Here is a 13,896-nt window from a genome sequence, read left to right as displayed (position 1 = left end):
CATCCCCGCCAACTGCGTTTGCCACACGGCCTCCTTCGGGAGGCCGTGCTGTTTCTGGCACACTTTCCCTGTCATATCAAACAGATCATCGGCGGCGGCATTTTTGTCCTGCGCGACCGGCTACCAATCATCCATTTCAGATATATGCTCAGATCAGTGCCCTGTCGCCGAGACAGGGCTTGGCACCTCCCTCTGACCATCACAATGCGTCGGTACGGAAGGGCCGGTAACAACGAGAATAGGGCAGTACACCTTCACGGGATATGAAGGGGGAGTGGTGAGATCCCGAGCCTTGTCGGGCAAAGGGGACCACTCGTAATGGTTGCAGATAGTCGTGACGGGCCTGTTCCCAGTTCAGGCCGACGAAGCAACATGACCTGTCGGTCAAGGAGGACTGGTATGGCATCAAGATCGCCATGGGATTCAGAGGCTGGGGTTGCGCCAGCGGAATCGTCAATAACCCGTTTTGTCAAAGGTAGCCGGATGACCTGGTTTTACGGTCTCTGGCTGCACCATCGTGGTTCGCACTGGACGCTCTGGCTGGGATGCCCGAAAGAGAAGGTGGTGCGTCTGGTGCTGCTGTTCAAACGTGGTCATGGCGATCGCCAGGGGGAAGAGGGCTGGCTGGCCCCCGTGATTCCCATCGGCGTGCGGGCCATCGGCAAGATGTTGCAGCAGGGGCGCAACGCTCGCCCCTGAGCAGAAGAGACAAACAAATCCATCCATAACCGGCACCCGAGGGGGCCGGTTTTTTTATGGCCGCAACTGGCGATTAATTATGCCAAATGGTCGACTCCTGACAGGGCGTTGCACAAGGTTGAACCACCTTGGCGGCTCGCTGGGGTACAATGCCCCCTCTTGTCCGGTCACTGCTGGCCATCTGCCTCGAACTGAAAGGGTCTCTTGTTATGATGAAGCTCCGCTATCCCCTGCTCTTTCTGCTGCTGACAGCCTGTCTGATCCTGGTGTTTTACGCCACGCAGCCAGAGCAGCCGGAACAGGCCGATTATTATCCGGCGGGGCGGGACATCAATGATTTCGCCTTTACCGATGCGGACAACCAGCCGTTCACCCCTGCCAACCTGAAGGGGCACTGGACCTTCCTGTTTGTCGGTTACACCTTCTGCCCCGATATCTGCCCCACCACGCTGGCAGATATGCGTTCCGTCTATGACCAACTGAAGAAGATGGCGCCCGACAGTCAGGTGGTGTTTATCTCGGCGGATCCCCAGCGTGACGACATTCCACGCCTCAAGACCTATACCGCCTTCTTCAATCCCGAATTCAAGGCGGCCACTGCCCCCCACGACAAGCTGTTTCCGTTCGTGCGCAATCTGGGGCTGATCTACTCCATCGCCAATCAGGGGGAGAAGGATTACCTGATCGATCACTCCGCCTCCATCGTGCTCATCAATCCCAAGGGCAAGCTGCAGGCGGTATTCCGCCCGCAGGTGGCGCCGGGTCAGGTGCCCAGGGTGCAGATGGCCACCATGCTCTCTGACTTCGCCCGCATCCTGAAGCTGGCAGGCCACTGAGCGTGACCCCAGCTGTTGCCCCCTGGTGGCGAGATCCCTCTCGCCACCGCGCCGTCTTTGCGCTCGCCCTGCCCATGGTTTTCTCCAATATCACCACCCCCTTGCTGGGGCTGGTGGACACCTGGGTGATCGGTCATCTCGGTCAGGCCTGGTTTCTGGGGGGCGTTTCGGTCGGTGCAACCCTGATCAACCTCATTTTCTGGCTGCTCGGCTTCTTGCGGATGTCGACCACCGGCCTGACGGCGCAGGCGCACGGCGCCGCCGACGGTCGTGCCCAGCTCGATACCCTGCTGCGGGCGCTGGGGCTGGCCATTGCTCTTGGCCTGGCGCTGCTGCTGTTGCTCTTCCCCCTGTTGCCACGGTTGATCGCCCTGAGTGGCGGCTCGCCCGAGGTGCAGCTCTATGCGGGCCAATATGTGGCGGTGCGGATCTGGAGCGCCCCGGCGGCGCTCTGCAATCTGGTGATCATGGGGTGGCTGTTGGGGATGCAGGATGCCCGCAGCCCCATGGTGATGTTGATCCTCACCAATCTGGTCAATATGGCGCTCGATGCCCTGTTTGTGCTGGGACTCGGCTGGCAGGTGCGGGGTGTGGCGGCGGCCTCGGTCATGGCGGACTACTGCGCGCTGGCAGTCGGTATCTGGCTGGTACGCCGTCAGCTGGGGCAACTGGCGCCGACGGTGTGGCAGGATGGCTGGCAGCGCTGGCGGCAGCTCGCGCCCATGGTGCGGCTGCTCGGCCTCAACCGCGATATCTTCCTGCGCTCCCTCTGTTTGCAGCTCTGCTTCGCCTTCATGACTCTGCAAGGGGCGCGGCTGGGGGATGTGGCGGTGGCCGCCAATGCGGTGCTGCTCAACTTCCTGATGCTCATCTCCTACGGGCTCGATGGTTTTGCCTATGCGGTGGAGGCCATGGTAGGACGAGCCATCGGTCAGCGGGATCGGCAGAAACTGCGGGAGGCCATTGTGCTCAATCTGGGCTGGGCCGCCCTCATCGCCAGTGGTTTTACCCTGCTGTTTGCCCTCTTTGGTGCCCATCTTATCGGCTATATCACCGACATTCCGGCCGTGGTGGCGGAGGCACATCGTCAGCTTCCCTGGCTGATCGCCATGCCCTTGCTGGCGGTCTGGTGCTTCCTGCTGGATGGCGTATTTATCGGGGCGACCCGGGCGCGGGAGATGCGCAACAGCATGTTGCTGGCCGCGTTTGGCGGCTTCTTCCCGATCTGGTGGCTCTGTCAGTCGTGGGGCGTGGCCGCGTTATGGGCGGCGATGGCGGCGCTGATGGTGGGGCGCGGTCTGTCGCTGGGGGTCACTTGCTGGCGGCTGGAGCGCAGCGGGCATCTGCTCGACGCCCGCCACTGATCATCGGTGGCGCTTACATGGCACCGTCGTAGCCGAGCTGGCGCCAGCTCTCGTAGACAAAGACAGACACCGCGTTGGAGAGGTTCATGCTGCGGCTCTGGGGCACCATAGGGATGCGTAGCCGCTGCTCGAATGGCAGACTCTCGATGATCTCGATGGGCAGGCCGCGACTCTCCGGGCCAAACAGCAGGGCATCGCCAAGGGCATATTGTGCTGCCGAGTGCGCGGTGCGCCCCTTGGTGGTGCAGGCAAACACCCGCTTGGGTGCCACGGCAGCCAGAAAAGCCTCATAGCTCGACCAGCGCTTCACCTCGGCAAATTCGTGATAGTCGAGTCCCGCCCGCTTTACCCGCTTGTCATCCCACTCAAATCCCAGCGGCTCGATCAGATGGAGCCGGTAACCGGTATTGGCGCAGAGCCGGATGATATTGCCGGTGTTGGGCGGAATTTCCGGCTGGTAGAGGACGATATCGAGCATGACGAGCTCCTGCAAAGAGATGTAAAGCCAAGAAGGGGCGTCAGCATACCCAGCGCCCGTCCGGATGAAAAGGATCAGGCGATGGGCAAGCGGATGGTGATGGTCAGCCCGGTCGGGTGATTGTTGCTGGCCGCAATGGTGCCGCCGTGGCGCTGGATCGCCTCCGAGGCGATGGCCAGCCCCAGCCCGGTGCCGCCAGTTTTGGCGTTGCGGGCGTCATCGACCCGGAAGAAGGGCTGGAACAGCAGCGCCTGCTGCTCGTCTGGCACGCCGGGGCCGTCATCCCGAATGGTCATCACCCACTCCTGCCCCTCCCGATACCAGTCCACCTTGATGAACTCGCGGGCATATTTGAGGGCGTTGCGCAGGGGGTTCTCCACCGCCCGGGCCAGCAGCTCGGGCCACATCTGGATCGACTCTGCGGGCAGTGGCGGCAGTCTGAGCTGTTTGCCGCTCTGGTTTGCCTCGAACATGGCATCTTCGAGGATGGGCTCCAGCAGGTCGGCCAGCGGGTGCACCACCGGTGCCTCCACATGCTGCTGCACCCGCGACAGATCCAGCAGATCGCCGATCAGCTTGTCCAGCCGTCCGATCTCCGATTCGATCCGCGCCAGCTCGGCGCTGTCACCCTGCTTGCGGCGGATCAGCGCCTGCGCCAGTTGCATCCGGGTGAGAGGACTGCGCAGCTCGTGGGAGATATCGGAAAGCAGCTGTTTCTGCTTCTGGATCATGCTCTTGAGTGTCTCCACCATGCGGCTGACGTTATCCGCCAGCTGGCCGATCTCGTCGCCCCGTCCCAGGTTGGGGATCTGTACCTCCAGATTGCCGGCCGCCAGTTGGGAGACCGATTTCTGCAACTGCAGGATGGGCCGGGTCAGCCGCCAGGCGAGCAGCAGGCAGAGCGGGGTACTGACCAGCATCGAGATGCCCAGAATGCGGATCGGGTGATCCAGCACCTGAATAAACAGGAACAGGTAGGGGTTCTCGGCATTGAGGCCGAAATAGACGTGATAGCGATGGCCGTGGTGCTCCATCAGGAAGGGGCCGGCGATCGCCTTGCGATCCTCGTTGCCCAGCATGGGATTGGCCGGGTCATCGGCATCCACCATAAAGCGCACCACAAACTTGCGCGGATGGGTGGTGGACTGGATCTGCCCCTTCTCGTCGCGCAGGTAGACGTTGTCCACCGGCAGCATGGCGATCTTGTCCATCGCCTTGGCCAGATCGAAATCCTGATCCGGCTCAGCGGCGTTGAGCAGGGCTTGCACGTTGTTCTGCATCCGCGCGACTTCGTGGGTCGGCAGCGGGATCTGGTTGCGGGGATCCAGGGTCGGCAGGCTGATCACGGCGGCCAGCATCACCAGCAGCATGAACCAGAACCAGAGGAAGATGTGGGTCGAGATCCCGTTGAGGGAGTTGATGCGCTCTATTCTTGCTCTAGCCACAGGTACCCGCGCCCCCGTACGGTTTTGAAGCGGGGCTGGCCATCGGTGCGGTCCGGCAGCTTCTTGCGCAGGTTGCTCAGGTGCATGTCGATGGCCCGATCGAAGGGTTCCAGCTTCTTGCCCAGCACCTGCTCGGAGAGGTGGCTCTTGCTGACGATCTGGCCGGGATTGCGCAGCAGGCACTCCAGCAGGCCAAACTCGGTGGCGGTTAACTCCAGCAGCTGTTCGCCGCAGCGGGCCTGCTGCAGGCCGGGTTGCAGCACGATATCCATGAAGTGCACTTCGTCGGAGGAGTTGCCGCGCTGGGGTGGGGCGCTCTGGGTACGGCGCAGGATGGCGCGTACCCGGGCCAGCAGCTCCCTGTCATCGAATGGCTTGGCCAGATAGTCGTCGGCACCTGCTTCCAGACCGTTGACCCGATCCTGGCTGTCACCGCGGGCGGTCAGCATCAGCACCGGGGTATCGTGGGTCTTGCGCAGCTTGGTCAGCATGGCAAAGCCGTTGAGTTTGGGCATCATTACATCCAGCAACACCAGATCGAAGCTCTGCTCCGCCAGCCGTTGCAGCCCCTCTTCACCATCCTCGGCGACCGTGACCTGAAATCCCTCCAGGGTCAGAATTTCGGTGAGCAGTTGGGTCAATTCAAGATCGTCGTCGACCAGGAGTATTCTGTTCATCTGGTGTTATTCCGCAGATTTTCGCGCCAAACTGACGCCGGGGTCAGGGTATAATAAGTTTTTCATCGCCAGAGGAAAGCCGGTTTTGAGCCATCAACAATATTCCCGTTGGGTGACCTTTGCCAGCATAGCGGCGGTCACCACCGCTACCTTGCTGATCATCGGCAAACTGATCGCCTGGCTGATGACCGACTCGTCGACCCTGCTGGCGTCGCTCACCGACTCCTTCATGGATGTGAGTGCCTCCATCATCAACCTGCTGGCCATTCGCTATGCGCTTGCCCCGGCCGATGACGAACACCGTTTCGGTCACGGCAAGGCGGAGTCGCTGGCGGGCCTCATCCAGTCGGCCTTTATCTCCGGCTCCGCCCTGCTGCTGGTGATGCACGGAATTTCATCCCTGCTCAATCAGGCGCCTATTCTGCGGCTGGAGGCGGGTCTCTGGGTCAGTGGCGGCTCCATCGTGCTGACCTTGCTGCTGGTCAGCTTCCAGAGTTTCGTTATTCGCAAGACCAACAGTGTGGCCATCAAGGCCGACATGCTGCACTACCGTTCCGATCTGCTGCTCAATGCCGGTGTCTTGCTGGCGTTGGTGCTGGCGGGGCAGGGGTGGTATTGGGCCGACGGCCTGTTTGCCATCCTGATCGGGCTATTCCTGTTGTGGGGGGCGGGACACATTGGCTACGAGTCGGTGCAGGCCCTGCTCGATCGTCAGTTGCCAGCGGAAGAACAAGCGAGAATAATGGCGCTCTGCTGTGCCGTAGAAGGTGTACACGGCGTACATGACCTGCGCACCCGTCAATCCGGGCCGACCCGATTCGTACAGTTGCATCTTGAACTGGATGATCAGATCCCCCTGGTCAAGGCCCATCAGATCGCCGATGAAGCCGAACTGGCGGTACGCCAGGCATTCGAGCGGATGGATGTCATCATCCACATGGACCCCATCTCGGTGCTGACAAAAGAACAACAGAGCCCTCACCCAGAACAACAGTAGGCTGCAACATGGATGAACTGGTTGCCAAAACCTGGCACAAAATTCAGCAAGAAGCACAGTGCATGGCGGCCCAGGAGCCGATGCTGGCCAGCTTCTTCCACTCCACTATTCTCAATCACAAGAATCTGCGTTCGGCCCTCAGCTTCCAGCTGGCCAACAAACTCGACAGCGCCACCATGCCCGCCATCGCCCTGCGCGAGGTGATCGAGCTGGCCCTGCGCAGCGAGCCCGAGCTGCTGACGGTAGTGGCGGCCGACATCTGCGCCGTGCAGGAGCGCGATCCGGCGGTCGACCTCTTCTCCACTCCGCTGCTCTATCTCAAGGGGTTCCATGCCCTGCAGGGCTATCGGGTCGCCAACTGGCTGTGGCGCCAAGGGCGCCGCTCGCTGGCCCTCTATCTGCAAAACCAGATCTCGGTGGTGTTCGGGGTGGATGTGCACCCGGCCGCCCGTATCGGCAAGGGGATCATGTTCGACCACGCCACCGGCATAGTAGTCGGCGAGACGGCAGTGATTGAGGATGATGTCTCCATCCTGCAGAGCGTGACTCTCGGCGGTACCGGCAAGGAGAGCGGCGATCGCCATCCCAAGATCCGCGAAGGGGTGATGATAGGGGCGGGCGCCAAGGTGCTTGGCAATATCGAAGTGGGCGTGGGCGCCAAAATCGGCGCGGGCAGCGTGGTGATCAACCCGGTGCCGCCTCATACCACGGTCGCTGGCGTACCCGCCAAGATCGTCGGCCGTCCGGAGTGCGACAAGCCTTCACTGGATATGGATCAGTGTCTCTGATCTCCCGGCCGGAGTAGTCGATGGCCAAACGCTGGTCGGGTTATCTGATTTTGGGGATGTGGCTGCTCAACCTGCTCCATCTCTATCTGGGACTCTCCCCCTGGCCTGCGGCCATGGCGGCCTGGGGGGCATCACTGCTCACCTGGCCCTGGCTGGTTGGGGCCGCCAGGCGGCAGGCGCTGGCCCTGTATGGTGCCGCCCTGCTGCTGCTCTTCTTCTCCTGGTGGCAGGGAGCGACCCTCACCGCCGGTGACTGGCTGCTGCCCAACATCAATATGCTCACCATGTTTGCCGCGGTGAGCACCCTCAACCTCGCCACCTCAGGTCTCTTGACCGGCACCACCTCCTGGACCGGACGCAAGGGGCTGTGGAGCACTATGGCCAGCCTCAATCTGCTGGGGGCGGTCATCAACCTCTCGGTGCTGTTCATCATCGGCGATCGGCTGGAGCGCAATGGCACCCTGGAGCGGCGTCAGGTGATGGTGCTGAGCCGGATCTTCTGTGCCGCTGCCTTCTGGTCACCCTTCTTTGTCGCCATGGCGGTGGCGCTCACCTATGCGCCGGGCTTGCAGCTCTCCCATATTCTGCCGTTCGGGATCCTCGCCGCCTTGCTGGCGATGGGGCTGACTGCCTGGCAGGTGGAGAGGATCGGAGTGGCCGACTTTGCCGGTTATCCGCTGCGGCTGCAGACCCTGGGGTTGCCGGTCACGCTGGCGCTGCTGGTACTGCTCATCAAGCAGGTCTGGCCCCAGCTCGGCATTCTGGCGGTGATCGCGCTGGTGGCCCCGCTGCTGGCGCTGCTTTTTATGCCTAGGGTCGGGCGCAAGGCGGCCCTCAAGCGGCAGGTGGTGGAACGCTTTCCCGCCATCGGCGGTCAGCTGGTGCTGTTTCTGGGGGCCGGTTTGTTGGCGGCAGGCATCAACAGCGCGCTGTCGGTCATCGATCTCGGTGCCGGTCATGGCCTGCCACTGTTCAACCACTTTGGCTGGCTTGAGGCATCCCTCACTCTGCTGCTGATCCTGCTGGTGGCCATCGTTGGGGTGCATCCGCTCATCAGTATCTCCGGGCTGGCGCCGCTGCTCTGGCCGCTGGCGCCGGATCCCAGCCTGCTAGGTATGTGTTTCCTGCTGGGATGGGGGCTTGCCACCGGCACCAGTCCGCTCTCCGGCTCCAATCTGGCGCTGGCCTCCCGCTACAACCTCAGTGCCGGGCTGATCCTGCGCTGGAACCTGCTTTATGGCCTGCTGATGTATGTCGTCGCCTGTCTGTTGCTGGGGGCTTATATCGCCTTGCATGGATAACGGCGGCGCCGTCAGGAGGGGGCAAATGATGCGCGGGCGGCGGGGTCTTTTACGCACGGTTCAGTGTGTTGTCGCGGCTCGGGCGCAGGATGCGAGAAAAATAGACGCATATTTAGACAATACATCTATGGAAGGCGCATTTTACAGCGCACTGGCTTGTTTGTGCCGATGCGCTCGGGGTATGCTGGCTTCACGCGCTTGAATCGCCCTCTGTGGGGCATCGCAATTGAACAAACAGGTATGCATATGTCACTAGAAGTCCTTGAGCAACTCGAATCCAAAGTACAATCCGCTGTCGACAACATCTCCCTGCTGAAGATGGAGCTGGACGAGCTGAAAGAGCAGAACAGCAAGCTGCAAGACGAGAACCATCAGCTGCGCAACGAGCACACTGCATGGCAGGAGCGTCTGCGTGCCCTGCTGGGTAAAATGGATCAAATGGGCGAAACCATCTAACTCATCGCCTTCAGGCAGAATTGAAAACGGGCCGCTCCATGAGCGGCCCGTCTGTTTTTGGCTGGGTGAGGATTATAGCGCCAGCAGCTGCTTGACTGTCTTCTCGATGCCGTCTGCCGCTTCGACTATGTTGTTGGCCAGCATGTAGGCCGGAGTGGAGATCACCTTGCGCTCCTGATCCACCACGAATTCGTTGACCGGGCAGTTGAGATGGCTGCCACCCATCGCCTCGATGGCGTTGGCGGTGCCTTCGTCATGGCCGATGGTCGCCAGCGTCCCGGCGCCATAGATCAGCGGGATCATGGCGGGGGCGATGCAGATATAGGCGGCCGGTTTGTTGGCGTTGGCAAAGCTCTGACACGCTTTCAGCACATCGGGCTGGATCTGGCACTCGGCTCCTTTGATAGCGAAGTCACACAGGTTCTTGGCCGCGCCAAAGCCGCCGGGCACCAGCAGCGCGTCGTAGTCGGCCGCATCCAGCTCGGCCACATCCTTGATCTGGCCACGGCAGATACGGGCCGCTTCGACCAGCACATTGCGGCTCTCCCCCTCGCTCACTTCACCGGTCAGGTGGTTGATGACATGGAGCTGCGCCACGTTCGGGGCGAAGCACTGGACGGCGGCTCCCTGACGGGCCAACGCCAGCAGGCTGATGACGGCCTCGTGGATTTCGGCCCCGTCAAAGACACCGCAGCCACTCAAAATCACGGCCACTTTTTTCATGGCAAACTCCTCGTTGTTGAAAATGTGAGCCAGGATGGATTGTTGTACTTTTGTATGGTTATCGCTCGCCCTCCGCTGGTCAAGTCATCTTGCTGTGCTAGGATTGTTTCGTTTTGGATCCTGCCGTACCTACTCCCTTAAATCTTTTTCCACATTGATCGAGATCATTCTAACTGTCTCACGATCGGTTTTTGCGATCTCAACACATTGTTTTTAATGGCTTTTTATATTCTTATGCACAGTTTTATCACTGTGTGCTCTGATGCGCCCCATTTTTGAACACAGAGTTATCCACAGATTGAGTCCCTTTATCGGGCGCTGTGTGCTGTTGCTGCGCCCCTTGGTGTGAGGGGGGCCCTGTGGCATCCTAGCGGCTGTTTATCTCTGGCAGGACGATTTCATGGCCCCTAGCAACCCCCTTATTCTGGTCGACGGCTCCTCTTATCTTTACCGCGCCTTCTTCGCCTCCCAGCAGGCCGATCTGCGCACATCGACCGGTTTGCCGAGCGGCGCCGTCCGTGTCATGGCCAACATGATGCGCAGCCTGCGCAAGCAATATCCTGACTGTCATGTGGCCGTGGTGTTTGATGCCAAGGGCAAGACCTTCCGCGACGACATCTATCCCGAGTACAAGGCGACCCGCGCCAGCATGCCGGACGATCTGCGCAGCCAGGTTGCGCCTATCCACCAGATGATCAAGGCGATGGGATTCCCCTTTTTGATGGTCGAAGGCGTCGAGGCAGACGACGTGATCGGCACCCTGGCCCGCCAGGCGACCGAGAAGCAGCTGCCGGTACTGATCAGCACCGGTGACAAGGACATGGCGCAGTTGGTCTCCGACCATGTCACCCTGATCGACACCATGAAAGATGTGAAGACTGATCGGGAAGGGGTGATCGAGAAGTTCGGCGTACCGCCCGAGCTCATCATCGACTACCTGGCCCTGATGGGTGACAAGGTCGACAACATTCCCGGCATGACCGGTGTCGGCGAGAAGACCGCACTGGCCCTGCTGCAGGGGATTGGCAGCATCGACGAGATTGCCGCCAACCTCGACAAGGTGGCTGCCCTCGGCTTCCGTGGCTCCAAGGCGTTCGCCGACAAGTTCCGCGAGCAGGAGGAGCAGGTTCGTCTCTCCTATAGACTGGCGACCATCAAGACCGATGTCGAGCTGGAACAGAGTCTGGAAGAGCTGTTGCTCAAGCCGGTCGACAAGGAGTCCCTGCTGGCGGTCTATCGCGAATACGAGCTGCGCAACCTGATCAAGGAGCTGGAATCCGGTGGTGAAGAGGGGAGCGAGAGCGCCGGACAGGGCGACGCTGGCGATGACAACACCACTCCGGTTGCCGCCATCGAAACCGACTACCACTGCATTCTGGACGAAGCCGAGTTTGACGGCTGGCTGGAACAGTTGAAAGCGGCACCGCTGTTTGCCTTCGATACCGAAACCACCAGTCTCGATTATATGGAGGCACGGATTGTTGGCGTCTCCTTCGCGGTTGAGCCGGGCAAGGCTGCTTATGTGCCGTTTGGCCATGACTATCTGGGGGCGCCGGTACAGCTGAGCGAGGCCGTGGTGCTCGGCAAGCTCAAACCGCTGCTGGAAGATCCGACCCGTCTCAAGGTGGGGCAGAACCTCAAGTACGACCGCAACGTGCTGCTCAACCATGACATCGACTTGCAAGGTATCGCCTACGACACCATGCTCGAGTCCTACGTGCTCAACTCCACCGCCAGCCGCCACGACATGGATTCGCTGGCCAAGCGTTACCTCGGGGTCGAGACTACCTCCTTTGAAGATATCGCCGGCAAAGGAGTGAAACAGCTCACCTTCAACCAGATCGAGCTGGAGCAGGCGGCCCCCTATGCGGCGGAAGATGCCGATATTACCCTGCGTCTGCACCAGACCCTCTGGGGTCAGCTGGAGGCCGTACCGGGCCTTGCCAGGGTATTCAGCGAGATCGAACTGCCGCTGCTGCCAGTGCTGGCGCGGATGGAGTTGCTCGGCACCACCATCGATCCCAAGTTGCTGCACCAGCAGAGCCAGGAGATCGAGCTGCGGTTGGCGGAGCTGGAGAAGCAGGCCCATGAGCTGGCCGGGCAGGAGTTCAACCTCTCTTCGCCCAAGCAGCTGGGGGAGATCCTCTTCACCAAGTTGGGCCTGCCGATCATCAAAAAGACTCCGAAGGGGGCACCGTCCACCGCAGAAGAGGTGCTGGCCGAGCTGGCGGAGACCTATGAGCTGCCGCAACTGCTGATGGAACATCGCGGTCTGGCCAAGCTCAAGTCCACCTACACCGACAAGTTGCCGCTGATGATCAAGCCGCAGACCGGGCGGGTGCACACCTCCTATCATCAGGCGGTAGCGGCTACGGGCCGTTTGTCATCATCTGATCCCAACCTGCAGAACATCCCGGTGCGCAACGAACAGGGGCGCCGCATCCGGCAGGCCTTCATCCCGTGCGCCGGTTACAAGCTGGTGGCGGCGGACTACTCCCAGATCGAGCTGCGCATCATGGCGCACCTCTCCGGCGACAAGGGTCTGCTGACCGCTTTCGCCGAAGGCAAGGACATCCACAAGGCGACCGCCGCCGAGGTGTTCGGGGTGGCGCTCGAGGCGGTGACCAGCGACATGCGCCGCAGTGCCAAGGCGATCAACTTCGGCCTCATCTACGGCATGAGTGCCTTCGGTCTGGCCAAGCAGCTGGGGATCGGTCGTGCCGAAGCGCAGAAGTACATGGATCTCTACTTCGAGCGCTACCCGGGCGTGCTGGAGTATATGGAGCGCACCCGTCAGCAGGCGGAAGCCCAGGGGTATGTCGAGACCCTGTTTGGTCGTCGCCTCTATCTGCCGGATATCAAGTCCCGCAACGCCGGTCTGCGCAAGGCTGCCGAACGGGCCGCCATCAACGCCCCGATGCAGGGCACGGCCGCCGATATCATCAAGCGCGCCATGATCAACGTGGATAGCTGGATCCGCGGTATCGAGGATGAGTCGATCCGCATGCTGATGCAGGTACACGATGAACTGGTGTTCGAGATCCGCGAAGAGAAGCTGGAGGAGTACACCGCCATCATCAAGGAGAAGATGTCGGCCGCAGCCGAACTGCATGTGCCGCTGCTGGTTGAAGCGGGTACCGGTGACAACTGGGATCAGGCCCACTGATTTCCGGTCAGCCGTTCTGCACGGCTATATAGCTATATAAGAAGCGAAGCCCGGCATCATGCCGGGCTTCTTCATCTCTGCCGTTCCTATAACGTCTCTTGCAGATACTCATCCTTGAGCAGGACATAGTTGTCCGCCGAGGTTTTGAGGAAGGCGAGCTCGGCCGGTTTGAGCGGGCGAGCCTGTTTGACGGGATTCCCTATATATAGAAAGCCTGACTCGAGTCGCTTGCCCGGCGGCACCAGACTGCCGGCTCCGATCATCACATCATCTTCGACCACGACGCCATCAAGCAGAATGGCACCCATGCCGACCAGCACCCGGTTGCCGATGGTGCAGCCGTGCAGCATCGCCTTATGGCCGACCGTGACATCTTCACCGATCAGCAGTGGATAGCCGGTCGGATTGCTGGCGCTCTTGCGGGTCAGGTGTAGCATCGTGCCGTCCTGAATGTTGCTGCGGGCACCGATGCGGATATGGTTTACATCCCCCCGCGCCGCCACCATGGGCCAGATGCTGGCATCGTCAGCCAGCTCGATATCGCCCACCAATGTCGCGCAGGGGTCTACATATACCCGCTTGCCCAATTGCGGGCGTTTTCCCTTGTAAGGTCTCAGTCGTAAGTCCATCTTGGCCTCCTTGTTTTCGGCCATTCTAACAACCGGAAGGCTATTTCTGTGGATAAGTTTGTATAAAAGCTGTGGCTGGAGATGAATAACTAAAAAAGTGCCCTTTTTTGCAATTTTATTGCAGGAGAGGGGTTGCCAGAACGAATTCACTCCCTATAATGCGCCTCCATCGACACGGCAAGCGGCAACGCAAACAACCGGGTCGGTAACCTCGAAAAGCCTTTGCAAATAAGGCTTGACTCGAGAAGGCGGTTGAGTAGAATTCCACTCCCGCAGCAACACACTGTTGCGTCGCTCTTTAACAATTTGAATCAAGCAATCTGTGTGGGCACTCACA

General features: G+C 60.6%; 14 protein-coding genes. 8 read left to right on the top strand and 6 right to left on the bottom strand.

The features are described from left to right. Window positions 1-483 precede the first annotated feature (483 nt). The 3 genes from ACB035_RS19300 (at window position 484) to dinF (ending at window position 2,899) form a co-directional block, all read left to right on the top strand. Complete coding sequence (locus tag ACB035_RS19300; RefSeq protein WP_019446524.1) at window positions 484-699, top strand: hypothetical protein; 216 nt, start codon at window positions 484-486, stop codon at window positions 697-699. A 209-nt stretch (window positions 700-908) separates the two neighbouring features. Then, window positions 909-1,535 carry an SCO family protein gene (locus tag ACB035_RS19295; RefSeq protein WP_005339543.1) on the top strand — a complete coding sequence of 209 codons (627 nt, stop codon included), beginning with the start codon at window positions 909-911 and terminating at the stop codon, window positions 1,533-1,535. Window positions 1,536-1,537: 2 nt separating this feature from the next. Further along, window positions 1,538-2,899 carry an MATE family efflux transporter DinF gene (dinF, locus tag ACB035_RS19290; protein ID WP_371167941.1) on the top strand — a complete coding sequence of 454 codons (1,362 nt, stop codon included), beginning with the start codon at window positions 1,538-1,540 and terminating at the stop codon, window positions 2,897-2,899. A gap of 13 nt (window positions 2,900-2,912) precedes the next feature. Here the strand turns inward: dinF and trmL are convergent, their stop codons facing one another. The 3 genes from trmL to ACB035_RS19275 all read right to left on the bottom strand — a co-directional run bounded on the left by trmL (window position 2,913) and on the right by ACB035_RS19275 (window position 5,499). Continuing rightward, complete coding sequence (gene trmL, locus ACB035_RS19285; protein ID WP_115522537.1) at window positions 2,913-3,377, bottom strand: tRNA (uridine(34)/cytosine(34)/5-carboxymethylaminomethyluridine(34)-2'-O)-methyltransferase TrmL; 465 nt, start codon at window positions 3,375-3,377, stop codon at window positions 2,913-2,915. A gap of 74 nt (window positions 3,378-3,451) precedes the next feature. After that, window positions 3,452-4,822 (bottom strand): ATP-binding protein, encoded by a 1,371-nt coding sequence (locus tag ACB035_RS19280; protein ID WP_005339547.1) that lies wholly within the window; start codon window positions 4,820-4,822, stop codon window positions 3,452-3,454. Then, window positions 4,804-5,499: a response regulator gene (locus ACB035_RS19275; RefSeq protein ID WP_005339549.1), complete on the bottom strand. Its 696-nt coding sequence runs from the start codon at window positions 5,497-5,499 to the stop codon at window positions 4,804-4,806. Before ACB035_RS19275 ends, ACB035_RS19280 begins: the two co-directional genes overlap by 19 nt. A gap of 85 nt (window positions 5,500-5,584) precedes the next feature. On the opposite strand from ACB035_RS19275, the gene ACB035_RS19270 reads away from it, so the two are divergent. The 4 genes from ACB035_RS19270 (at window position 5,585) to ACB035_RS19255 (ending at window position 9,041) form a co-directional block, all read left to right on the top strand. Further along, window positions 5,585-6,496, top strand: a complete 912-nt coding sequence (locus tag ACB035_RS19270; RefSeq protein ID WP_005339551.1) for a cation diffusion facilitator family transporter — start codon at window positions 5,585-5,587, stop codon at window positions 6,494-6,496. An 8-nt stretch (window positions 6,497-6,504) separates the two neighbouring features. Continuing rightward, entirely contained in the window at window positions 6,505-7,284 is a 780-nt protein-coding gene (cysE, locus tag ACB035_RS19265; protein WP_019446522.1) for a serine O-acetyltransferase, read from the top strand. Window positions 7,285-7,304: 20 nt separating this feature from the next. Continuing rightward, a complete protein-coding gene (locus ACB035_RS19260; protein ID WP_371167940.1) occupies window positions 7,305-8,585 on the top strand; it encodes a hypothetical protein in 1,281 nt (426 codons plus the stop codon). Window positions 8,586-8,831: 246 nt separating this feature from the next. Beyond that, window positions 8,832-9,041, top strand: a complete 210-nt coding sequence (locus tag ACB035_RS19255) for a cell division protein ZapB (protein ID WP_005339554.1) — start codon at window positions 8,832-8,834, stop codon at window positions 9,039-9,041. A gap of 72 nt (window positions 9,042-9,113) precedes the next feature. Here the strand turns inward: ACB035_RS19255 and elbB are convergent, their stop codons facing one another. Continuing rightward, window positions 9,114-9,764 carry an isoprenoid biosynthesis glyoxalase ElbB gene (gene elbB, locus ACB035_RS19250; RefSeq protein WP_005357423.1) on the bottom strand — a complete coding sequence of 217 codons (651 nt, stop codon included), beginning with the start codon at window positions 9,762-9,764 and terminating at the stop codon, window positions 9,114-9,116. A gap of 400 nt (window positions 9,765-10,164) precedes the next feature. Between elbB and polA the strand changes: the two genes are divergently transcribed. Then, window positions 10,165-12,930: a DNA polymerase I gene (gene polA / locus ACB035_RS19245; RefSeq protein WP_371167939.1), complete on the top strand. Its 2,766-nt coding sequence runs from the start codon at window positions 10,165-10,167 to the stop codon at window positions 12,928-12,930. Window positions 12,931-13,016: 86 nt separating this feature from the next. On the opposite strand, the gene ACB035_RS19240 is transcribed toward polA, so the two are convergent. After that, window positions 13,017-13,559, bottom strand: coding sequence for a gamma carbonic anhydrase family protein (locus tag ACB035_RS19240; RefSeq protein ID WP_371167938.1), 543 nt, complete (start codon window positions 13,557-13,559; stop codon window positions 13,017-13,019). Window positions 13,560-13,712: 153 nt separating this feature from the next. Further along, window positions 13,713-13,896: hypothetical protein (locus ACB035_RS19235; protein WP_371167937.1), on the bottom strand; the 184-nt coding region annotated here is incomplete at its 5' end.

The sequence above is a fragment of the Aeromonas sp. S12(2024) genome, assembly GCF_041402305.1.
Taxonomy (GTDB): Bacteria; Pseudomonadota; Gammaproteobacteria; order Enterobacterales; family Aeromonadaceae; genus Aeromonas; species Aeromonas veronii.
Note: the sequence above shows the minus strand (reverse complement) of the source record. Positions and strands in the feature narration are given on the sequence as shown.

What these genes read in the sequence shown, in the direction of transcription:
- ACB035_RS19300 (WP_019446524.1), top strand. Translation starts at nt 484, where the DNA reads ATGACCTGGTTTTACGGTCTCTGGCTGCACCATCGTGGTTCGCACTGG.
- ACB035_RS19295 (WP_005339543.1), top strand. Translation starts at nt 909, where the DNA reads ATGATGAAGCTCCGCTATCCCCTGCTCTTTCTGCTGCTGACAGCCTGT.
- trmL (WP_115522537.1), bottom strand. Translation starts at nt 3,377, where the DNA reads ATGCTCGATATCGTCCTCTACCAGCCGGAAATTCCGCCCAACACCGGC.
- ACB035_RS19275 (WP_005339549.1), bottom strand. Translation starts at nt 5,499, where the DNA reads ATGAACAGAATACTCCTGGTCGACGACGATCTTGAATTGACCCAACTG.
- cysE (WP_019446522.1), top strand. Translation starts at nt 6,505, where the DNA reads ATGGATGAACTGGTTGCCAAAACCTGGCACAAAATTCAGCAAGAAGCA.
- ACB035_RS19260 (WP_371167940.1), top strand. Translation starts at nt 7,305, where the DNA reads ATGGCCAAACGCTGGTCGGGTTATCTGATTTTGGGGATGTGGCTGCTC.
- ACB035_RS19255 (WP_005339554.1), top strand. Translation starts at nt 8,832, where the DNA reads ATGTCACTAGAAGTCCTTGAGCAACTCGAATCCAAAGTACAATCCGCT.
- elbB (WP_005357423.1), bottom strand. Translation starts at nt 9,764, where the DNA reads ATGAAAAAAGTGGCCGTGATTTTGAGTGGCTGCGGTGTCTTTGACGGG.
- polA (WP_371167939.1), top strand. Translation starts at nt 10,165, where the DNA reads ATGGCCCCTAGCAACCCCCTTATTCTGGTCGACGGCTCCTCTTATCTT.
- ACB035_RS19240 (WP_371167938.1), bottom strand. Translation starts at nt 13,559, where the DNA reads ATGGACTTACGACTGAGACCTTACAAGGGAAAACGCCCGCAATTGGGC.